Here is a 19,254-nt window from a genome sequence, read left to right as displayed (position 1 = left end):
GGCCGGAAGCGGCCGGGAACGCCGCCGGCCGAGTGAAGGCGCGGGACGGCGCGGGAGGGAACGGAAGGCACAGGCGGTATATGTGCGCCCGTGCTCCTCAAACAGCAGCAGGATCAGCGGGCCCCCTCGGCTCGAACCGGCAGGTCGGCCCGCAGTGTTCGGCGCGGGTTGGTCAGCGCTGTCGCGGCCGTGGTCACCGGTGCCCTGACCATGGGCGCCGCGGCACCGATCGGCCCGCGCGGCGACAACCTCAGCCCCGACATCACCGCCATCATGAACAAGTCCGCCTACAAGCACGCCCAATGGGGGCTGCTGGAGGTGGACAACACAACCGGCCGTGTCATCCACTCGCAGTACCCGGACCAGTTCTTCATCCCCGGGTCGACGGCCAAACTGGTCAGCGTCTCCGGTGCCTGGGACGCCCTGGGCGGCGACCACCGGTTCACCACCCCCGTCCAGGCCACCGGCCACCGCGACGGCTCGGTGCAGCACGGCAACCTCGTACTGGTCGGGAAGGGCGATCTGACCATGGGCGGCCGGACCGCGCCCGACGGCTCGGTGTCGTACACGACGATCGACCACACCTACGCCAACGACGTACCCGGCGCGACCCTCACCCCCGAGAACCCCCTCGCCGGGCTCGATCGGATCGCCCGTCAGGTGCGCCGCTCCGGCATCACCGAAGTACGCGGCAACCTGGCCGTCGACACCCGGCTGTTCACCTCCTACGCGGCACTCGATCCGACGCCGACGCCGTTGATCATCAACGACAACGTCATCGACCTGCTGACCACCCCGACCCGTCCGGGCCGACCCGCTCAGCTCAGCTGGCGTCCGCAGGTCGCGCCCTACCAGGTGACCTCCACCGTCCGCACCGTCGCCGCGGGCGGAACCACGGACATCCAGGTGACCGCCTCCCCCGACGGCACACGGATCAAGCTGTCGGGCACCATCGCCGCCGACGCGCAGCCGGCGCTGCGCATCTCCGACATCCAGGACCCGGCGGCCTTCGGGCGCACCGCCCTGATCGAGGCGTTGGCCCGGGCCGGCGTCAAGGTGACCGCTCGGTCGACAGGTCCCAACCCGGCCTCCCTCGTCCCGGGGTCCTACGCGGGTACGCAACGCGTCGCCGCGTACGTCTCGCCGGTCTACGCCCAGTACGCGAAGCTCATCTTCAAGGTCAGCCACAACCTCGGCGCGAACCTCGCGATCTGTCTGATGGCCGTCACAGCGGGAAGCCACCAGTGCATCGACGGCTTCCCCGTCCTGAACCGCTTCCTGCGCAAGGCGGGGGTCGACCCGACACAGGTGCAGCTCCTGGACGGGCGGGGCGGCAATCCCGTCGACCGGGTGACGCCCAGGGCGGAGAACGAGCTGCTGCACTACTGGCAGGGGACTCCGGACGCGGACCGTTTCCGTGAGGCCCAGCCCATTCTCGGAGTCGACGGCCTGCTGGCCTTCGTCTGCGACGGGCAGCCCACCTGCCCCGGCAAGGGCAAGGTGTGGGCGAAAACCGGCACGGTCACCGATCTTGACGCCCTCAACGATCGGCTGGGAGTGGGGGCGGAGACCATCGGCGGATACCTCGACGCCGGCCACGGACGCCTGCACACCTTCTACCTCGCGGTGAACGGGGCATCGACGCCCGACATCCAGGGCGTCCTCGACATCGGCGACGACCTGGCCCGCATCGCGGGTCTGCTGCAGGAGCAGGCCGCCGGTCACTCCCGCTGATCGCTCCAGATCAAGGGCCCCGACCGCATCCGCGGCCGGGGCCCTTCTTCGAACCACCCCCTGCGTCCTGCCGGGGTGGGCACCCTTCCGCGGCGACTCCGTGGCTAGATCTCGCCGAGAGAGACGACGGCGGTGATGCTCTTGCCGGTCGAGGTCGCTTCGACGGTGACGGACTGGGCGAGAGCGCTCACGATCTCCAGACCGTGCCGACCGATACGGGCCGGGTCCGGTTCCTCGGCGGACGGCACAGATGGGTTGGTGTCGCAAAGCTCGACCTGGAGGACGCTGTCGGCGATCCGCAAGTTCAGCAGGGCAGGCCCAGGGGCGTATTTGCGGGCGTTGGTGACCAGTTCGCTCACGATGAGCTGGACGATCTCCACCGTGGCCGTCACGACCGGAACACCGCGCATGTCGCGCACCCCGGCCAGGAAGACCGCCGCGAGGTGGCGTCCCTGTGCGATGCGTGCGCCGTCACCGTCCAGCGCGAGCGAGGCCTCCATCACCGACGGCCGCGCCCAGGCGCCACCGGTCTCCTCGGGTGATCGATACATCGTGTGCCCCTTCGTGTCGCCCTCCGGGTACCCCGCTGGACACCCCGACACCTCAGTCCGTGGTCTTAGCCCGGCAGGAGGCCACCCGGGCCCGTCGCCGGCAGGACTGTCGACCTTGAAAGGCCGGTGGACTCAGCGCCCGGAGGGGCCGCCCAGGCGCGTGTACGACAGCTTCAGTGAGGTCACGGAGTACGACTGCGAGCCGGTCGTGGTGATGCCTGAGCTGGAGCCCTTCACCAGGTGGACGAGGTCCGGGCGGCGGTTCTCGGACGGGGACAGGCTGCTCTCCGGGCGGGGGCGGCGAAGGCCACACAATGTGACAGCGGCGAACACAGGTGGACGCCGCGTCCCGGACACGCGGTGTGCATGTCCGGGACGCGCCTCGCCGCGGCGGCCGCTTTCTTACACCGCGACGATGCCCTTCAGGCGGTACCGGCGGAGGCAGGCAGCCCGGCCCGCGGTTCCCTGCCTTCGACGGTACGCGTGAACAGAATGGCCGCAGCCGCGGTGACGGCGGAGTCTGTCGGGCGTCGCGTCAGACTCTCGTAAGGGTCCAACCTCCCCATCGGACAGGCAGGTTGATGTCCTGCATGGAGGCTGACGCAACCGTGCGCGCCGCGTGGATCCCTCTGGGGCGCGCGGCATCCGCTCCCGATGGCGTCCCCACGTATGCACCAAAGGCGCCAGGTGGGATGCGTGCGCTGACCCTCCTCGCGGCGGTGAACGGCTGCGAAGAGGTCTGAGCTGGTCTTTGCCGGATTTTGCACGAATGAGAAAGATTGTGGGTTATTACGGTGAATGTCGGGTTACTCGGTTCGAGAACCCGCATGCGACTCCACCCAGGAGCAGGAGGGTAACGATGATCACCCGAGAGCAGATCCCCGCGGTGCTGGATCACCCGGTCTACGACGCGGACGGCAGCAAGGTCGGCGACGCCAAGAACGTCTTCTATGACGACGCCACCGGACGCCCCGAGTGGGTCACCGTCAAGACGGGCCTGTTCGGCACCAACGAATCGTTCGTCCCCATCCGTGACGCGCACATGGTCGAAGACCATCTCGAAGTGTCCGTCGCGAAGGATCGCATCAAGAATGCACCGAACGTCGACGTCGACGGCGGTGGCCACCTCTCCGAGGACGAGGAGCACCGCCTGTACGAGCACTACGGCATCCAGTGGGACGAGGCCTGGCAGCAGGCCAACGACCCCCAGGCGGGCTGGGCCGCCACCGGGCCCGAGGCGGCAGGTCACACCGCCGTCGCCGGGGGAGCGGCCGGAGCGATGGACGCCGAGCGATCCGGCGACGACGCCATGACGCGCTCCGAAGAAGAGATGCACGTCGGCACCGAGCGTCAGGTCACCGGCAGAGCCCGGCTGCGGAAGTACGTCGTCACCGAGGAACAGCAACAGACCGTCCCGGTGCGCCACGAAGAGGTACGCGTGGTGCGTGAGCCCATCACGGACGTGGACCTCGACGACGCCCTGTCCGGCCCGGAGATCACGGAGGCGGAGCGCGAGGTCACCCTGCACGCCGAGCGTCCCGTCGTGGAGACCAGGGTCGAACCGGTCGAGCGCGTACGGCTGGAGACCGACGAGGTCACCGAGGAAGAGACCGTCACCGGCACGGTGCGCAAGGAACGCATAGAAGCGGAGTACGACGCGGAGGACCGCCGGAGCTGAGGCCGGGGCCCCTCAGGGTCACGCATCCGCGCTCGCTGCTGCGCAATGCCTCGTGCATTGCGCAGCAGCTGCGTGCGCCTGGCCCACTCAACAATGCCTGCTGCACCGGTCCCTGAAGTCGATGTGACAGACGGCCGGGCCAAGGCGATCGCCGCCCGCACGGTGAACAAGGAACGCGCGCGCTCGGGCGAGTCGAAGGGGGCGAGCAGGGCCTCCATGAAGGACCTGAAGTCCGCATCCCGGCGCGACGGCGAGCGTTCCCGCAGCGCCCGCCGTGCAGGTGTGAACGCACCCTCACTACTACGCCGGGGCGCGAAGGACCAGTCCAGGATGTAGTCCGTCTTCGCCCTTCAGCGTGGGGCGATTGGCGGCCAGGAGGCGCCCGACGGCGTCGGGGCTGTTGTAGGCGCGATCGGCGACGTCGCGGAGTGTCTCGCCCTCGCGGACGGTGATGAAGCGTGGCGGGATGTCTTCCTGCCCGACCGACACCCGGTCGTCGACCTCAGCGACACCGGCGACGTTGCCCAGCGCGAGCAGGATCCTCTCCTTCTGTTCCTGGACGGCGCCGTCTCCGGCGACAATCACCCTGGATCCCTCGACCTGTACACGGAAGTGGTCGTGCGTCAGCTCCAGATCCTCGAGTCGGGTTTTGAGCTGGGCTGCCGCCTCGTCGGGCTCGCTCGCCAGCGGAACGTCAAGCCGGTGGCCCGCCTCTTGTGTGAACGCGTACTTCGTCATCCGTTCTTCCTTTCTGTGCGGACACCTGACCAGCTTCCTCTGTCAGTTGGCGGTCTCACGCCGTCTTCGCCGGTTGCCGTGCCCAACGCGTTGGCCGACCCTGATGTGTGCCGGACGCTATGGCGCGGGCCGGGCTTCGGCGTCCTTGCGGTAGGCGACGTGGCCGCCCAGCGCGCCGCTCACCGCGACGGCCGTCAGCCCGCCGAGCGCCCACAGCCTGCCCTTCGCCGAGCGACCGCGGAGCCTTGCGGACAAGGACGCGGTGTAGAAGCCGACGGCAGCCACGTTCGAGATCGCGTGCAGCAGGCCGACCCGGGACTGGCGGGGCGGCAGGTCCGCCCAGTCGACCCAGCCCGCGACCGCCGCCGGGGCGACGCCGGCCAGGCCCACCGCCGTGAGGATCGCAGGTGACTGCCTGCCCGACGGCACGACGTCCAGGACGGCTGCGGACAACCAGCAACCGATGGGCACGTGCACCAGTACGGGATGCACGGGATGACCCAGCTGCCTGCCGCGCAGCAGATCCCGTGCGCTTCCCAAGGGCAGCGAACGGATCCCCTGTTGAAGCATGTTGATCACCGGATCGGCAACTTCTGACCGTTCGATACGGTCCAGGGCGGTCAGCCACCCGGACGATGCGGTATCGAGGGCTCGATGCGCCGTACTGGATGTGGAAGCGTCGGCATGAGTGCTCATGCACAAGGGGTACCCGGCATTGCGCCGTCGTTTCACGGTTGCCCGGCCTGCACCCGGATGGACTCAGGTTCTGTGTGGGTGCCTGGACCCGGAGTTCGCATCGAGGTTGGCCGACTCACCCTCTCGCCCGGCCGTGGCGAGCCCGGCCGAGCGCTTCTGTGCCCTTGCTGAGTACCCAGTCGGCGGTCGACCGGCCCCGGCTGATGGCGTTCGGGCAGTGATCGGACACGCGGTGTGATCAGTCGCCGAAGTAGGCCTGAGCGACGGCGTAGGTGTCCTCGTACAGGTGGTAGCGGGTGATTCGCCCATCCCGGACCGTGGTGTGCAGGGCGAAGGCGGTGGCGATCTCGCGGCCCGTCTTCTTGACCTCGGAGACCATGCGCCCGATGAGAACGACATCGTCGTCGGCGGCGATGACCTGACGGAGCTCGAACTCCTTGGCCTGTACATGGGTCTGCAGCAGGTCGAAGAACGTTCTCATGCCCTCCGCGGAGTCGACCTCAGGCACCCACGGGATGCCTGGCGGGTGCGGGACGGAGAAGGACACGACGTCAGCGAAGAGAGCCGACGCCTCCGCGTTCTTTCCCTCGGCGAGCAGCGGGAACAGGCGTTGCACGGTCTGTGCCGGTGATTCTGCTGTCATGCGTAGCGACGTTAACGGTCCGGTGCGCGGCGCGGGGTCGGAGCCAAGAAATCGGCTGCGGCGCCGCTCCCATGCTGCTCGGAACGACGTGGGAGAGATCGTCATGCGCCCGGCGTGCACTCCTGAGTTCCCCCTGCCGGAAGGCGGCGGGTGGGTGAGGTTGCCGGCGTTCTCAGGCGCCCCCCTTCGGCTGCCCGCGACTCCTCAATCGCGTAACGTATGGGCGTATTGTCGCAATAAGAGACGGGTGGGCGGTACGTGCAGCGCGTGACGCTCCTCCCGCACTGTCTGCCCCACTGGATGGGGGCGTGTGGTGTCTGGCCGCACTCAGCAGCCCGGCTTCTGGACGCTGGATGATGCCCTGGCGGACACGGTGCGCCGCACCGGTGCCTCCGCGGGTGGTATCTACCTGCTCGACGAGACAGAAGCGATCCTGAGCCTCGTCGTGATCTGCGGCATCCCCGCGGATGTGGCCTGGCCGTGGCGGCGCGTGCCCCTGAACGCGCCCGTACCGGTCGGTGACGCCATCCGCGAGGACCGGCTGGTCTGGGTGGGATCGCAGGACCACATGGCCCGCGCCTATCCCCGCGCGGCCGCGAGCCTGCCCTACCGGTTCGCGCTCGCCGCGACCCCGCTGCGGGACAGCGGCCGATGCCGGGGCGCTCTCATGCTGCTGTGGCCCGCCAGCCACCCTCCCGGCGCCACCGCACGCGAACGCGGCAATATCGCTTCCGCGGGACGGCGCATCGCCCGCCTCCTGGATGAGGCCCCCGTACCGACCGCCGTGCCGGAGCATCCTCGTATCGTTCCTGTCGGCGCGGTCGTCCGCCCGCAGGGGAGCCAGTCTCCGCAGGCGGCTGCGGACTACATCGAGCGTTTGCCCGAAACAGCACTGGGCCTGGACCTTCAGGGGCGGATCACCTTCCTGGCCGCCGCGACGGAGTCGCTGCTCGGCGTCGATGCCGGACGGCTGCTCGGCACCCGCCCCTGGCAATCCCTGCCCTGGCTGGACAAAACCCACATCGAAGACCACTACCGCACCGCCGTCATCAGCCGAGATCCCGTCACCTTCACGGCTCTACGACCCCCCGACACCTGGCTGCGATTCCAGCTCTACCCGGACGCCAGCGGCATCAGTGTCCGCATCACGCCCGCCACGGCACCCGAGCAGGACCAGATCCCGACACCCGCGCCATCACGATCCGTCGGCGCCGCCACACCGAGCCCTCCGCAGGTCGGACGCCTGTACCAACTGGTACATCTGGCAGCCGCGCTCACCGAGACGGTCGCCGTGCGGGACGTCGTCGAACTGATCGCCGACCAAGTCCTGCCAGCCTTCGGCGCGGACGGCCTGGTGCTCTCGGCCAACGACGCCGGCCGGCTGAAGATCACAGGACACCACGGCTACGACCGGCATACGATCGAAGGACTCGACGGCCTGCCGCTCGACACCGATCTCACCCCTGCCGGGCAGGTCCTCGCGGACGGGATTCCCTCTTTCTTCGCCAGCCCCCCTGAGATGGCCCGCCGCTATCCCCGGGCGCCAAGGATCAGCGGCAAGCAGGCATGGGCCTTTCTGCCGCTGGTCGTCTCCGGCCAACCCGTGGGGTGCTGCATCCTCTCCTACGACAGCCCTCACGACTTCGGCGCGGACGAGCGCGCCGTGCTGACATCTCTGGCCGGACTGATCGCCCAAGCCCTGGACCGTGCCAGGCTCTACGACGCGACCCGCGACCTCGCCGGCACCCTCCAGCAAGCCCTTCTGCCGCGCAGCCTGCCGAGCCTGCCGGGCCTCGAGAGCGCCGCGCGTTACCTGCCCGCCAGCCGCGGCATGGACATCGGGGGAGACTTCTACGACGTCATCCGCATCGACGCCACCACGGCCGCAGCCGTCATCGGCGACGTCCAAGGCCACAACGTGTCAGCTGCCGCCCTCATGGGCCAGGTCCGCACCGCGATCCACGCGGCCGCAGGCGCCCCACCCGACCAAGTACTGGCCCGCACGAACCGGGTCCTGGCCGACCTGGAGACCGAACTGCTCGTCTCCTGCCTGTACGTGCACATCGACCTCGCACGCCAAGAAGCCGTCCTGGCCAGCGCGGGCCACCCACCACCGCTCCTCCATCATCCAGCTACCTCACCCTGCGTGATGGAACTCGACCCCGGCCCCCTGCTCGGCATCGACCCCGACCTCGCCTACCCCCTCACCTCCCAACCGCTCCCACCGGGCACCACTCTCGCCCTCTACACCGACGGCCTCATCGAAGTTCCCGGCATCGACGCCGACCAGACCGCCCAGGGCCTCGCCCGCCACCTCGGCCGACACAGCGGGCACAGCCTCGACCGGCTCATCGACATGCTCCTCCACCACGCCCGGCCCCACGCCCACTACACCGACGACATCGCCATGCTCCTGCTGCGCACCGGCCAACCCCCCGTCCTCTGACCGACGTTCATGACGACGCCACGTCCACGAAAACGCCTCGCGCCGACGTTCCGTCCGACCAGGTCCACCCGGCGACAGCGCCCCTGGGCGGCGTCTGCGCAGCCCGCATCGGCTGCAGGACACGGTTGACGTGGACGTCCAGTTCGTCGCCGGCGCCGGACGCGTACACGGTGACGGTCGGGTCGGGGGTGTCGCTCTCACTCTGTTGCTGCGGCACCGCCTTGCCGCGCAGCAGCGCACGCAACTGCGCTGTCACCACCGGGTCGTGGACACCGTCGTAGACCCACCGGGTACCGAGCACCCCATGCTCGGAGGTGCCGATCAGTGCCTCTCCGGGAGCGCCCTCCAAGGGCTCACCGCGGTAGCTCAGCGGCACCAGGTACGCCACCGGGTCCTGCGGTGCGGCATCCACCACGACCATGAACTCGATCCCGACCGCGCCGTCCGGATCGTCCAGACGGAACCCGCCGGCCTTGACCAGTTCCGGCGAGGCCCCGCTTCCCCGATACCAGCTCTGCTTCGGAAGCCAGCCGGTGAGAAGCTCCAGCTTGGTGGGCGACAAGGTGGTGCGGTGAATGGTGGCCATGCGATTCCCTCACGCGTAGGTACGGGACCCGTCCTCCAACGGGACCGGCATCGAACCTATCGGAGGCAGCCGTGACTCCAGATGGTGTGAGTGGCCTGCTGGGACCGGTCATCGAGCCCAATCCGACCCGCCGGACGCAACGCCTGCCGACCGTGGCAAGCCGTGCGCCTTCATCGCGGAGGACTGGCCGGGCCGCCTACAGGGCGTGATGCAGCCAGCGTTGCAGGACGGTGTTGACGGCCGGGGGCAGGGCGCTGATCTGATCGATGGCGGCACGGTCCTCGGGCATGGGCGGGATACCCGCCGCGGTGAGTGCCGCGTGCAGGGCCAGTCGCCGCTGGTCCTGCGGGTCGAGGGTGTAGCGGAGCCGGTGCGCGGGATTGGGCGGGGGCAGGAAGACGTCGGCGTCGTGGCCGGGCTGGACAGCGCCCGGCCAGCAGTTCTCCACCGGCAGCGCGGCCTCGTGTGCACCGAAGGCGCAGGAACCCAGGGCCTCGTTGCTCCAATGAGCCATGATGCTCTCCTCACTGTGCGTTGCGGACTACCGTTGCAGACCACTCCTGGAGCCGGTTCGGTTGCGGCAGGGACCGCACATCACACAGGTGGCGTCATCGGCGGCTCATCGCCTTGTGTGACCGGCACGCAGCCGGCCGACCCAGGGCCCGGACGACCGGTCAGCGGCGGGCCCGAGCGAGCAACGCCGCGTGCGGCAGCGACAACACGCCGTCGGAATCCGCGAGTTCCGCGCTGAACAGGTCGAAGTGGCGCTTGATCTCGGCCCGGACCCGTGAGGTCTGGCTCGTCACCATCAGACCGGCGGACGCGACACCGCTCGCGGGCCCGCTCCACCACTCATCGACGCTCGCGCGGTGATTCCAGCGCAGCGTCTCGCACGTCGCCTCGCGGAGTCCCGCCGAATCCAGCAGCTCCGCCAGGCCGTTCTCGTCCCGGGTGAACTCGTCCTCCGGTGCCAGCCCCGCAGGCAGGCCGGGCGGACGTACAGCACCCGCGGCCCGGATCGCACGACCGATCAAGGCCTGGCCGGGAGCGGGCGGCATCGCCCAAACCGTCAACGCGATCAAGCCGCCGGGTTTCACGACGCGACGGAGTTCCGCCAAGGCCATCTTGGGCCGACCCACGTGGTTCAGTACGAAGTTGGCGACGACGACGTCGAACTCCGCCTCGGAAAAGGGCAGTTCGGGAAGCGTGGCCACGCGCACGTCAGCCGGCGGCGCGGACTGCTCGGCCAGCTCGACCATGGTCGGCTCCGCGTCCACGGCAGTGACCGTCGCGCCTCTTGCGCACGCGGCGGCGGCCACCGTACCCGGCCCCGTCCCCACATCCAGCATCCGCGTGCCGGGTCCGACCTCGGCGGCATCGAGCAGGTGCGGTACGGCGTAGGCGCACAGCTTGGCGAAGCCTCCGGCGTAGGCGGCACCCTGGCCGGCCCACTTCAGCCGCTCGCTCTCGTCGAACGTCGTCATCGACACGGAATCCCTCCCGGTCTGAGCAAAGTCGATCTTGTCGCGACCTTATCCGACCGACCGATTCGCGGGCCGACGTGCAGGGACGCTGCAGGTCGTCCCTCCGGGCGTGTTCGGCACCATCGGCCCCGGGAGAATGATCGGCATGACGGCACTCCACTGCAACCCGCTCTTCGCCCGCCTCGCCGATGCCGAACGGATCCTCGTCGCGGGTGCGGGTGGCGGCTTCGACATCTACTCCGGCCTGCCGCTGGCGCTCTCCCTCATGCACCAGGGCAAGCAGGTGTACCTCGCCAACCTCTCCTTCAGCGCGCTGGAGGGGCTCCCCGTCGACGACTGGGCCGCACCCGACGTGGCAGCGGTGGGACCGACGTCATCGTTGCATCAGACCTACTTCCCCGAGAGGACCCTTGCCCAATGGCTGCATCAGCACGGCTATCCCTCCACCGTGTACGCCTTCCCCCAGACCGGGGTCCGTCCGCTGCGCGCGGCCTATGAAGCACTGATCGAACTGCACGGTGTCGATGCCGTGGTCCTGGTCGACGGTGGCACGGACATACTGATGCGCGGCGACGAAGCCGGGCTCGGTACGCCGGAGGAGGACCTGGCCAGCGTGGCCGCGCTGGCCGCCCTGGACGACGTGGCCACCCGCCTCGTCGTGTCGGTCGGATTCGGCGTCGATGCGTACCACGGCGTCAACCACGCGCAGGTGTTGGAGAACATCGCCGCGCTGGAACGCGACGGCGCGTACCTCGGTGCGTTCTCGATACCCCGCGCGACTCGCGAGGGCGCGCTCTACCTCGACGCGGTGACGCACGCTCAGCAGCACACCCCGGACCACCCCAGCATCGTCAACGGATCCATCGCGGCGGCCGTGCGCGGCTCGTTCGGTGACGTCCGGTTCACCGATCGCACCCGGGGCAGCGAGTTGTTCGTGAACCCCCTGATGTCCCTGTACTTCGCCTTCGCCCTCCCGGGCCTGGCGGCACGCTGCCTGTACCTGGACCGGATCGAGGACACCCATCTGATGCGCCAAGTCCACTCGCGGATCGCCGAGTTCCGTGATTCCGTGGTGACGCGGCCACCCCGTGTCTTCCCGCACTGAAAGGCTTTCGTCCAGGCCGTCGTGAGAGTGCCGTCAGGGAGCCCGGGTGAACCGCCGGCACCCGGCGACGGAGTCGGTCGGCGAGACCTACGGTCGTGAGAACCCGTGGCTCCGCTCCACCTTCGCCACATGCAGGGTGTAGTTCTCGTACCACTCGGCTCGTCCACGCTGTTGGGCGGCGCGGTGCTCGGCGTGGGATCGCCATTCCGTGAGAGCTTCCGCGTCACGGAAATACCCGACGGTGATGCCCAGGCCGCCCGGAGTCTGCGCGTGGTCCATCCCCAGGTACCCAGGGATCTCCTTCACCAGCTCTTCCATGCGGGCGTTCGTCTCGCTGTAGCCGCTCTGGTCCTGCGTTCGAACCGTGGTGAAGACAGCCACGTAGTAGGGGGGTTCGTATGCCTCGACGGGCGTGACAGGCGCTTGCGATGGATCGCTCATGACGTAACCGTAGGGCGGGACGCGTGGGACGATCCGGCGTCTTTCCCGAACGGGATCCATAAGGGATCACGCTCTTTACCGAAGCCCGCCGAGACCAGCCGCTCGTGGCTCCCCGCGTCCGTTTCGGCGACGTCGTCGTCCCGCCCGGCTGCCGTCCAGAAGGGGGCGCAGCCGATCGGCGGTTTCCCCGGCTGCCTTTGTGCGGTGGCCTCCGACCAGGCCCGACGGCTAATTTACGAAGATGGTCACCAGCAGACGCGCAGAACCGATCCAGGTGTCGACCCTCAACGGGGTCGGTGCCGCGCTGATCAAGGGCCTGGCCGCTCTGATACTCCTCTGCGGACCAGTCGTCCTGGCCATCGCGGCCTCGTCCCTCACGCACTCCTGGGTCGCTCTGCTGGTCGGTGCCCTCGCCACGGCCGTGGGCATCCCGGCCGGCGTCGCGGTGTGGCGTCTGGCGGGCCGCAACCGCGCGGCGACCCGACGCCTCGAAACGGTCGGAATCCGGGCGACGGCGGAAATCATCGCCCTCACCCTCGTCTCCTCGGACGAGGGCCACGTCTACGAGGTCGTCATGAGGCTCAGTGGCAGCGGCCTCGTCCCGTTCGAGGTGACCCAGAGCCGTGCGGGTGGCACCGACCTGCACGTCGGCGCTCACCTGCGTGCGCTGGTCGATCCCGCCGACCACTCTTTCGCGATCCTCAACTGATCCGGAGGCCGGCAGACCGGGGCTCGCTGGGTTCCTTGAGCAGGGCCTGCCGAAGACCTGGTGACCGCGTGGTGGCTCCTGAACCGGCGGCGCGGCTGAGGACGCGCCTCACCGAGGAACGGACCGACGCCGGTCAGGACGTTACGGCTGCCGCGAGGCGCACCCCCGCTCGGGGCGCCCTCGCCGCATGGCCGGCCGCCACTCACACGGCGCGCTGCATGCACACCAGTCGATCCCGTGCGTCCCATGATGCGACAACGGCGAAGCCGAGCCGCCCGTACAGGGCGATGGCCCCGGTCCGCCAGTTCCACACCGACAGCCGCACGGTCTTCACACCGCTCTCCGCGGCCTGCTCGAACGCGGCGCAGAGAAGGGCGGAGGCGATGCCCCGGCCCCGGACGGACGGGTCCGTCCAAAGGCGCTTGACCTCCGACCGCCCGTCGGCGGGGGCGGTCATCACCAGGCAGCCCACGGCCGTGTCGCCGACGAGGGCCAGCAGCACGGCATCCTCGGCGAACGCCGTCCCCGGGTCCGAGATCTCCGCCCGATAGCGGTCCGGCAACTCGTCCACGTCGGAGACAGCCTCGCCCTTCTCGGCCTCCGTCGCCAGGTGGTACGCGGCCAACAGACCGGCCAGCTCCCCCTGCGCGGAGAGTCTCCGCCCCGGCCAGGGGACGACAACGATCCCGCCTTGTTCCGTCATCACGCCAGCATCACACGACACCAGAGAGCCCCCGCATCGGCCCCAGGACGTAGCGAGCGAGTCCTTGGCCGACCCTCCTCAGGACGCATATCGGCCGCGAAGTGACCGGCCGACGCCTCGGGCAGATCCGCGAACCGCGAGATCGTGGAACTCCACCACAGGATGCGTGGTCCGGCACACCGCCGGACCGGCTGTCTCACGGAGACTCACGTGCCGCAGGACATCACCTTCGACCTGCCCTTCCCCGTCGTCCTGAGCCCCGACCTGGAGGGCGCCCGCCGAAGGAACCTGGAATGGGTGGAGCGCCTTGGACTGGTGAGGCCAGGGCCGTCGCTTCGGTGGTACGCCTCGTGGGACATGCCGGGCCTGGCCGCTCACGGCATGCCCTACGCGCGGGCCGCGGGCCTCGACCTGTGCGCGGACGCGATGGCGTTCTTCTTCGTCTTCGACGACCAGTTCGACGGACCCCTCGGTCGGGACCCGGCCCGCGCCGCCGGCGTCTGCCAGAAGCTGATCGACATCGTCCACGGAGCGCCGGCCGGTTCCGGCGCGGACCCCTGTTCGCGAGCTTTCGCGGACCTCTGGACCCGAAGCTGCGCCGGCGCCCACCCCGGCTGGATCGCCCGGACCGCACACGAGTGGGAGTACTACCTCGCCACCCAGGCTCACGAGGCCATCGGCCGGATCCGCGGCACACCCGGGGACATGGAGACCTACCTGCAGGTCCGCCGCGGCATCGCGGGCACCGCGCTGCCCCTGTCCCTCGGCGAGCGCGCCGCCGGACTCGACATCCCTCCGTCCGTGTTCCACAGCCCGCAGTTGCGCCTGATGAGGGACATCGCGGTCGACGTCACCATGATGTGCAACGACGTGTACTCCCTGGAGAAGGAGGAAGAGCGCGGCGACATCGACAACCTCGTCCTCGTCATCCAGCACGCCGAACGCTGCACCCGCGAGGAGGCCGTCTCCACCGCCCGCGAGGAAGTCGCACGTCGCACCGGGCGGTTCAAGGAACTCGAGGCGCACGTGCTCTCCATGGGCCGACAACTACACCTGAAGAAAACCGAGTTGAATGACGTCCGGGCCTACGTCGACGTGATGGCTCTGTGGATGAGCGGCTACCACGCCTGGCAGACCCAGACCCGCCGCTACACCGCCGCACCCGGCGTCCTCCCCAGTTCGGGGCCAGGCTATTTCGACGCGATCCTCCCCTCGTAGCGACAAGGCCCGGCCTCCCACCGGCCCCTGGAGGGGAGAGCGGCAGTCTGACCCAGCCGGCCGGGATGTCGCTCACTCAGGCGGTCGAAGTGTCGGCGATGCGATATCCCACTCCCGATGTCGTCGAGATGAGCGATGGGTCGCGCAGCTTGCGGCGCAGTCGGCTGATGGTGGTGGATGCTCATCGCGAAGACCGGATCGGAGCAACGTGTCCGCGATGCCGTCGCCGAAGTGATGCCGCCGGTCGGCGAGAAGGCGCCCCGGGGTCACATCGCGTTCCGGCCGGAGAGCAAAGAGGCCATCGACGAGGCGCGCCGCGCGTCGGCCGACCTCGGCCACGGCCGGGTCGGCACGGAACATTCGCTGCTGGGCCTCATCCGTACCGAGGACAGTCCAGCCGCGTGCATCCTGCGCTCCCTCGGCTTCACGCCGGACGAGCTGCGTGCGACGGTCGAGGCGGAGGTCGCCGAACGGTCCGCTGCGGGCGACCTGCACTGACATCGGCTCCGGTCCGACGGCTGGGCGTGCAGGCGCCCCATGCCTCACGCCCCATGCCTCACGGCCCGACCTCATGGCCCGACCCTCATGGCCCGACCCTATGGTCCGTGCGCGATGTCGCTCCGGTCCGGGAGTGAACCGTGGGCAACAGCCCCCGTAGGGGCGGCTGTTGCCCACGGTCTCGTGGCTCGGTGCTACTCGGCCATCTCGTATGCCCCGGACAGTTCCTCGACGCGCTGCCAGACCCGCGCCGAACGCGCTTCGTCCACGACGGGACGTCGGACGGCGGCAAGTGCCCAGGCCTGCTGCCGCTCGGTCGCGGAGTCCTTGCCGTGCAGTTCGACGCAGTGGCCGGAGAAGTCCCGGACCAGCACGGAGAACAGCTCGTCGAGGACGGACTCGTCCAGGTCCGTCAGGCGTGCCTGCTCCAGAATCAGCTGCCCGTGTACCACCAGCGCGAACAGCTGTCCCACGGAGAGGAGGAAGTCGAGGTCGCGGCTCTGCTTCTCGTCGGGGGCGACGCTGGTGACGAACTCGCAGAGGGCGTCGGCCTGTTCGCGGAAGCGGGCGACGTTGGGAACCTCGGCGTACGCGTCGTAGGCGGGGCGCCAGTCGTGGAAACGTACGGACCCCAGGCCGCGAGCCGGCCCCTGGCGGAAGAGGAAGTCGTCGTCGGCCGCGTCGAGGCGCGTCGGTACGACCGCGTGCTCGACCGGGTCCAGCAGGTGGTTGCGCATGAACTTGAGGATCAGCGCGAGGTTCACGTGGACCGTGCCCTCGAGCTTGGGCAGGCCACGGATCTCGACGGCGGCCTGGGAGAAGTAGTTGTCCTTCTCGAACCCCTTCGCCGCGATGACGTCCCACATCAGGTCGATGACCTTCTCGCCCTCCGTGGTCACCTTCATCTTGGTCATCGGGTTGAAGAGCAGATAGCGGCGGTCCTCGGGACCGGCCGAACGGAAGTAGTCGACGGCACGGTCGCTGAACAGCTTCATGCCGACGAGCCGGACGTAGGCGTCGGTCAACTCCCGCCGCACGTGCGGGAACGCGGTGACCGGGCGGCCGTAGAGGATCCGGTTCTGGGCGTGGGTGACGGCCTCGTACATCGCGTGCTCGCAGATGCCGATCGAGGCGGTGCAGAGGTTGAACTTGCCGACGTTGACCGTGTTGAGGGCCGCGTCGAAGGCGGCCCGCCCGGTGTGCAGCACGTCCTCTGGGGCGACCGGGTAGTCCTCCAGGCGGAACTCGCTGACGTACTTGGAGGAGTCGACGACGTTCTTCACCAGGTGGTACGCCGGGTGGCGGCTGTCGGCGGCGAAGAAGACGTATCCGTCCGGGCCCTCGACGTCGGTGCGGCGGCCGAACACGGAGACGAGACCGGCCGCGTTGCCGTTGCCGATGTAGTACTTGGACCCGCCGGCCCGGAAGCCGCCGTCGCCGTCGGGCTCCAGCAGCATGTCGGTGGAGTAGATGTCGGCGCCGTGGCTCTTCTCGGACAGGCCGAAGGCGAAGACCTCGCCCTGGGACAGCAGGTCCGCGGCCCGGCTGCGTGCGGCGTCGTTCTCACTCTGCCAGACCGGACCGAGGCCGAGGATGGTCACCTGCCAGGCGTACCAGTAGTCGAGGCCGTAGAACCCGAGGATCTCGTTCAGGGCGGCGATCCGGGCGGTGTCCCAGCGCTGCTCCGCCCCTTCGCCGGCGGAAGCCGGGGTGAGGAACGTGGCGAACAGGCGCTCCTTGGCGGCGAAGGCGAGGAAGTCACCGAGCCAGGCCCGCGTGCGGTAGTCCTCGATCAGACGGCGCTTGCCGCGGTCCTCGAACCAGTCGACGGTGGCGCGCAGCAGCCTGCGCGTCTCGGCGTCGAAGTGCGTCGGGTCGTAGGTGCGCGGGTTGAACAGCAAGGGGGTGGCCATCGAGGGTCGCCTTCCGGAGGACGGGGGTCGAGGATGCGTACAGGTGCGTACAGGTGCGTGGATGTGGGGGCCGTGCGGACGAAGCGGGCGCGCGGTTCAGGCGGACGGCTGCGGGCCGTCGTGCGGGACTTCGTCCGTGACACCGTCCGTGACACTGGAGGAACGGCTGAGGCTGTGGAGGGTGGCGAGGACGTCGTCGAGCCACGCGATCGTCATCCGCTCGTAGGCGATGCCACCGCGCAGCACGACATGCTGCAGTTCCTGACCGGCGTCCAGCGGTGCGGGCGCCTCGGGTCCGGTGAAGTCCCGCAGTTCTCCCGCGAGGTAGCGCGCGAGCCGGTCGTTGTGGGCCCGGTGGTGTCGCTCGACCTCGTCGATGAGCGCCGCAGGGTCGTCGTAGGCGGCGCCCCGGATCTTCACCGCGAGGTCGTGGCGGAGGCTCTCCGGTTCGATCGGCTCGTGCAGCCAGTGGGCGAGGGCCGTGCGTCCTGGGCCGGTGACGGAGTACTCGTTCTTGTCCGGCCGCCCCTGCTGGGGAACCTCGCGGACGGCGAGAAGATCTTCGTGCTCCATGCGCTTGAGGACGCGGTAGATCTGCTGGTGCGTGGCGGTCCAGAAGTAGCCGATGGAGCGCTCGAACCGCCGGGCCAGCTCATAGCCGGAGCCGGGTTTTTCCAGCAGGGAGACGAGGATCGCGTGTTCGAGCGCCATGGCGGACAGCCTTCTATGCAACTTGTTGCATAGGCAAGGGGTGCCGCCCCGGTGAGACACGGCTCACCCTTGGCGAGGCGGGCGCGCCGAGCGGCTTCGGACAGGTGCTGCCCGGGAGCGGCAGGCGGTGGCGGATCGTGTCCGCCACCACCTGCCGCCCGCTGCGACAGCCGTCGTCCGGTGTCCTGCTTCCCCAAACGCCGTTCGAGGAGCGAAGGATCAGCGCAGGCCGGCGAAGAGGTCGTCCTCCGGCAGGGCCGCGCCGGTGGTGTCCTGCACGCGGACGAAGGTCTCCACGCCCATCAACTCCGTGAACCTCTTCTGGCCCATCTTGAGGAAGAAGATGTTCTCGCCCTGGCTGGCGTGCGCGGCCAGGGCGTCGAACTTCTGAGCACCGAACGCCGAGGTGTCCACCCAGGTGGTGATCTCCTCCTCGGGAAGCCCGATCTGGGCCATCGCGGCCGCCTCCTCGGGGCTCGGCTCCTGCCAGTCCGCGTCGAACTCGCGCATGACCTCGCCGAACCGCTGCATCATCGAGCGGGGAGCCGTCGTCCAGTACACCTTCGGCGTCGGCGACGTCATCGCCAGGGCCGCCATCGTGATGCGATGGGCCTGGATGTGGTCGGGGTGGCCGTAGAAGCCGTTCTCGTCATAGGTCACGACCACGTCGGGCCGGTACCGGCGGATGAGTTCCGCGAGCCGGGCAGCGCCCTCCTCGACGGGGGTCTGCCAGAAGGAGTTGGGGGCGTCATTGGTCGGCCACCCCATCATTCCGGAGTCCGCGTAGTCCAGCATCTCCAGGTGGCTGATCTTCAGGACCTCACAGCTCGCCTCGAGTTCCTCCCGCCGCATCGCCGCGACGGCCGCCGGATCGTGCCCGGGATCGCCCGGCTTCACGCCCCCGGGCCCGTCACCGCACCCGCCGTCGGTACACGTCACGAGGACCGTGCGCATGCCCTCCGCCGCATACCGTGCGAGAACACCACCCGTTCCCGTCGCCTCGTCGTCGGGATGGGCGTGCACCGCCATCAGCGTCAAGGGCGCGTCGTTCATCAAACTGTCCTCCTGTGCGAAATGAGCTATGGCCCGCGTCCGTGGCAGGCGCGTAGACGATCGTCCCCGAGATCGGAGACCGGACGTACCGCGGACACGGGTACGGGGATCACGTCGTGGCAGACGGCATTCCCGGGCTCACCGTTCCTCGCCTCCCGCGCACCACCCGATCCCTCAGCGCTGCCAACCCCCTGACCGGACCGGCTGTTCCCGCGGCGCACGCGATCAGCTCGGCTGCCCCCGCCTTTCGCGCGGAAGACCGAGACGATCCGGAAGGACGGGACGTCGTCGAGATCGTCCTGCCGGTGCGGGACCTGTACTGCGGGGAGCCTTCGGCCGCGATGCAC

20 protein-coding genes and 1 pseudogene are annotated in these 19,254 nt (G+C 69.3%); 8 read left to right on the top strand and 13 right to left on the bottom strand.

Going from position 1 to position 19,254, the window contains the following annotated elements:
- Positions 1 to 168 precede the first annotated feature (168 nt).
- Complete coding sequence (gene dacB / locus OG406_RS00785) at positions 169 to 1,734, top strand: D-alanyl-D-alanine carboxypeptidase/D-alanyl-D-alanine endopeptidase (RefSeq protein WP_329183223.1); 1,566 nt, start codon at positions 169 to 171, stop codon at positions 1,732 to 1,734.
- Between the two features lie 104 nt (positions 1,735 to 1,838).
- Here the strand turns inward: dacB and OG406_RS00780 are convergent, their stop codons facing one another.
- Entirely contained in the window at positions 1,839 to 2,285 is a 447-nt protein-coding gene (locus tag OG406_RS00780) for an ATP-binding protein (RefSeq protein ID WP_329183221.1), read from the bottom strand.
- A gap of 859 nt (positions 2,286 to 3,144) precedes the next feature.
- Between OG406_RS00780 and OG406_RS00775 the strand changes: the two genes are divergently transcribed.
- A complete protein-coding gene (locus tag OG406_RS00775; protein ID WP_329183220.1) occupies positions 3,145 to 3,963 on the top strand; it encodes a PRC and DUF2382 domain-containing protein in 819 nt (272 codons plus the stop codon).
- Positions 3,964 to 4,089: 126 nt separating this feature from the next.
- Positions 4,090 to 4,224: pseudogene (locus OG406_RS00770) on the top strand (plasmid stabilization protein); the annotation flags it as partial.
- Positions 4,225 to 4,263: 39 nt separating this feature from the next.
- Here the strand turns inward: OG406_RS00770 and OG406_RS00765 are convergent.
- The 3 genes from OG406_RS00765 to OG406_RS00755 form a co-directional block, all read right to left on the bottom strand.
- A complete protein-coding gene (locus OG406_RS00765) occupies positions 4,264 to 4,701 on the bottom strand; it encodes a BON domain-containing protein (protein ID WP_329183219.1) in 438 nt (145 codons plus the stop codon).
- A gap of 117 nt (positions 4,702 to 4,818) precedes the next feature.
- The gene (locus OG406_RS00760) at positions 4,819 to 5,397 is read right to left on the bottom strand and encodes a DUF2231 domain-containing protein (protein WP_329183218.1); all 579 of its coding nucleotides are present in this window, start codon (positions 5,395 to 5,397) and stop codon (positions 4,819 to 4,821) included.
- A 238-nt stretch (positions 5,398 to 5,635) separates the two neighbouring features.
- The gene (locus OG406_RS00755; protein WP_329183217.1) at positions 5,636 to 6,040 is read right to left on the bottom strand and encodes a nuclear transport factor 2 family protein; all 405 of its coding nucleotides are present in this window, start codon (positions 6,038 to 6,040) and stop codon (positions 5,636 to 5,638) included.
- A 313-nt stretch (positions 6,041 to 6,353) separates the two neighbouring features.
- Between OG406_RS00755 and OG406_RS00750 the strand changes: the two genes are divergently transcribed.
- A complete protein-coding gene (locus OG406_RS00750) occupies positions 6,354 to 8,486 on the top strand; it encodes a SpoIIE family protein phosphatase (RefSeq protein WP_329183216.1) in 2,133 nt (710 codons plus the stop codon).
- Positions 8,487 to 8,493: 7 nt separating this feature from the next.
- On the opposite strand, the gene OG406_RS00745 is transcribed toward OG406_RS00750, so the two are convergent.
- The 3 genes from OG406_RS00745 to OG406_RS00735 all read right to left on the bottom strand — a co-directional run bounded on the left by OG406_RS00745 (position 8,494) and on the right by OG406_RS00735 (position 10,556).
- A complete protein-coding gene (locus OG406_RS00745; RefSeq protein WP_329183215.1) occupies positions 8,494 to 9,072 on the bottom strand; it encodes a maltokinase N-terminal cap-like domain-containing protein in 579 nt (192 codons plus the stop codon).
- A gap of 196 nt (positions 9,073 to 9,268) precedes the next feature.
- Complete coding sequence (locus tag OG406_RS00740) at positions 9,269 to 9,586, bottom strand: hypothetical protein (protein ID WP_329183214.1); 318 nt, start codon at positions 9,584 to 9,586, stop codon at positions 9,269 to 9,271.
- 160 nt (positions 9,587 to 9,746) lie between these two features.
- The gene (locus tag OG406_RS00735; protein ID WP_329183212.1) at positions 9,747 to 10,556 is read right to left on the bottom strand and encodes a class I SAM-dependent methyltransferase; all 810 of its coding nucleotides are present in this window, start codon (positions 10,554 to 10,556) and stop codon (positions 9,747 to 9,749) included.
- 145 nt (positions 10,557 to 10,701) lie between these two features.
- On the opposite strand from OG406_RS00735, the gene OG406_RS00730 reads away from it, so the two are divergent.
- Positions 10,702 to 11,661, top strand: a complete 960-nt coding sequence (locus tag OG406_RS00730; protein WP_329183211.1) for a DUF1152 domain-containing protein — start codon at positions 10,702 to 10,704, stop codon at positions 11,659 to 11,661.
- Between the two features lie 87 nt (positions 11,662 to 11,748).
- Here the strand turns inward: OG406_RS00730 and OG406_RS00725 are convergent, their stop codons facing one another.
- On the bottom strand, positions 11,749 to 12,102 hold the full coding sequence (locus OG406_RS00725; protein ID WP_329183208.1) for an antibiotic biosynthesis monooxygenase family protein: 354 nt from the start codon (positions 12,100 to 12,102) through the stop codon (positions 11,749 to 11,751).
- A gap of 241 nt (positions 12,103 to 12,343) precedes the next feature.
- On the opposite strand from OG406_RS00725, the gene OG406_RS00720 reads away from it, so the two are divergent.
- The gene (locus OG406_RS00720; RefSeq protein ID WP_164374408.1) at positions 12,344 to 12,811 is read left to right on the top strand and encodes a hypothetical protein; all 468 of its coding nucleotides are present in this window, start codon (positions 12,344 to 12,346) and stop codon (positions 12,809 to 12,811) included.
- A gap of 202 nt (positions 12,812 to 13,013) precedes the next feature.
- Here the strand turns inward: OG406_RS00720 and OG406_RS00715 are convergent, their stop codons facing one another.
- Entirely contained in the window at positions 13,014 to 13,514 is a 501-nt protein-coding gene (locus tag OG406_RS00715; RefSeq protein WP_329183206.1) for a GNAT family N-acetyltransferase, read from the bottom strand.
- A 210-nt stretch (positions 13,515 to 13,724) separates the two neighbouring features.
- Between OG406_RS00715 and OG406_RS00710 the strand changes: the two genes are divergently transcribed.
- The gene (locus tag OG406_RS00710) at positions 13,725 to 14,732 is read left to right on the top strand and encodes a terpene synthase family protein (RefSeq protein ID WP_329183204.1); all 1,008 of its coding nucleotides are present in this window, start codon (positions 13,725 to 13,727) and stop codon (positions 14,730 to 14,732) included.
- 76 nt (positions 14,733 to 14,808) lie between these two features.
- Here OG406_RS00710 and OG406_RS39370 read toward each other — a convergent pair whose 3' ends face one another.
- The gene (locus OG406_RS39370) at positions 14,809 to 14,901 is read right to left on the bottom strand and encodes a hypothetical protein (RefSeq protein WP_443067137.1); all 93 of its coding nucleotides are present in this window, start codon (positions 14,899 to 14,901) and stop codon (positions 14,809 to 14,811) included.
- A gap of 8 nt (positions 14,902 to 14,909) precedes the next feature.
- On the opposite strand from OG406_RS39370, the gene OG406_RS00705 reads away from it, so the two are divergent.
- Positions 14,910 to 15,230 carry a Clp protease N-terminal domain-containing protein gene (locus OG406_RS00705; RefSeq protein ID WP_329183202.1) on the top strand — a complete coding sequence of 107 codons (321 nt, stop codon included), beginning with the start codon at positions 14,910 to 14,912 and terminating at the stop codon, positions 15,228 to 15,230.
- A gap of 194 nt (positions 15,231 to 15,424) precedes the next feature.
- Here the strand turns inward: OG406_RS00705 and OG406_RS00700 are convergent, their stop codons facing one another.
- The 3 genes from OG406_RS00700 to OG406_RS00690 all read right to left on the bottom strand — a co-directional run bounded on the left by OG406_RS00700 (position 15,425) and on the right by OG406_RS00690 (position 18,907).
- Positions 15,425 to 17,143: an acyl-CoA dehydrogenase family protein gene (locus OG406_RS00700; protein WP_329183199.1), complete on the bottom strand. Its 1,719-nt coding sequence runs from the start codon at positions 17,141 to 17,143 to the stop codon at positions 15,425 to 15,427.
- Between the two features lie 96 nt (positions 17,144 to 17,239).
- Positions 17,240 to 17,854, bottom strand: a complete 615-nt coding sequence (locus tag OG406_RS00695) for a PadR family transcriptional regulator (protein ID WP_267049950.1) — start codon at positions 17,852 to 17,854, stop codon at positions 17,240 to 17,242.
- A 219-nt stretch (positions 17,855 to 18,073) separates the two neighbouring features.
- Positions 18,074 to 18,907 (bottom strand): PIG-L family deacetylase, encoded by an 834-nt coding sequence (locus OG406_RS00690; protein ID WP_164374398.1) that lies wholly within the window; start codon positions 18,905 to 18,907, stop codon positions 18,074 to 18,076.
- Between the last annotated feature and the right edge of the window lie 347 nt (positions 18,908 to 19,254).

This window comes from Streptomyces sp. NBC_01428 (assembly GCF_036231965.1).
Taxonomy (GTDB): Bacteria; Actinomycetota; Actinomycetes; order Streptomycetales; family Streptomycetaceae; genus Streptomyces.
Note: the sequence above shows the minus strand (reverse complement) of the source record. Positions and strands in the feature narration are given on the sequence as shown.

Bases quoted from the DNA above. Each gene is read 5' to 3' on its own strand.
- OG406_RS00780 (WP_329183221.1), bottom strand. From the start codon at position 2,285: ATGTATCGATCACCCGAGGAGACCGGTGGCGCCTGGGCGCGGCCGTCG.
- OG406_RS00775 (WP_329183220.1), top strand. From the start codon at position 3,145: ATGATCACCCGAGAGCAGATCCCCGCGGTGCTGGATCACCCGGTCTAC.
- OG406_RS00765 (WP_329183219.1), bottom strand. From the start codon at position 4,701: ATGACGAAGTACGCGTTCACACAAGAGGCGGGCCACCGGCTTGACGTT.
- OG406_RS00760 (WP_329183218.1), bottom strand. From the start codon at position 5,397: ATGAGCACTCATGCCGACGCTTCCACATCCAGTACGGCGCATCGAGCC.
- OG406_RS00755 (WP_329183217.1), bottom strand. From the start codon at position 6,040: ATGACAGCAGAATCACCGGCACAGACCGTGCAACGCCTGTTCCCGCTG.
- OG406_RS00745 (WP_329183215.1), bottom strand. From the start codon at position 9,072: ATGGCCACCATTCACCGCACCACCTTGTCGCCCACCAAGCTGGAGCTT.
- OG406_RS00740 (WP_329183214.1), bottom strand. From the start codon at position 9,586: ATGGCTCATTGGAGCAACGAGGCCCTGGGTTCCTGCGCCTTCGGTGCA.
- OG406_RS00735 (WP_329183212.1), bottom strand. From the start codon at position 10,556: ATGACGACGTTCGACGAGAGCGAGCGGCTGAAGTGGGCCGGCCAGGGT.
- OG406_RS00730 (WP_329183211.1), top strand. From the start codon at position 10,702: ATGACGGCACTCCACTGCAACCCGCTCTTCGCCCGCCTCGCCGATGCC.
- OG406_RS00725 (WP_329183208.1), bottom strand. From the start codon at position 12,102: ATGAGCGATCCATCGCAAGCGCCTGTCACGCCCGTCGAGGCATACGAA.
- OG406_RS00720 (WP_164374408.1), top strand. From the start codon at position 12,344: ATGGTCACCAGCAGACGCGCAGAACCGATCCAGGTGTCGACCCTCAAC.
- OG406_RS00715 (WP_329183206.1), bottom strand. From the start codon at position 13,514: ATGACGGAACAAGGCGGGATCGTTGTCGTCCCCTGGCCGGGGCGGAGA.
- OG406_RS00705 (WP_329183202.1), top strand. From the start codon at position 14,910: ATGCTCATCGCGAAGACCGGATCGGAGCAACGTGTCCGCGATGCCGTC.
- OG406_RS00700 (WP_329183199.1), bottom strand. From the start codon at position 17,143: ATGGCCACCCCCTTGCTGTTCAACCCGCGCACCTACGACCCGACGCAC.
- OG406_RS00695 (WP_267049950.1), bottom strand. From the start codon at position 17,854: ATGGCGCTCGAACACGCGATCCTCGTCTCCCTGCTGGAAAAACCCGGC.
- OG406_RS00690 (WP_164374398.1), bottom strand. From the start codon at position 18,907: ATGAACGACGCGCCCTTGACGCTGATGGCGGTGCACGCCCATCCCGAC.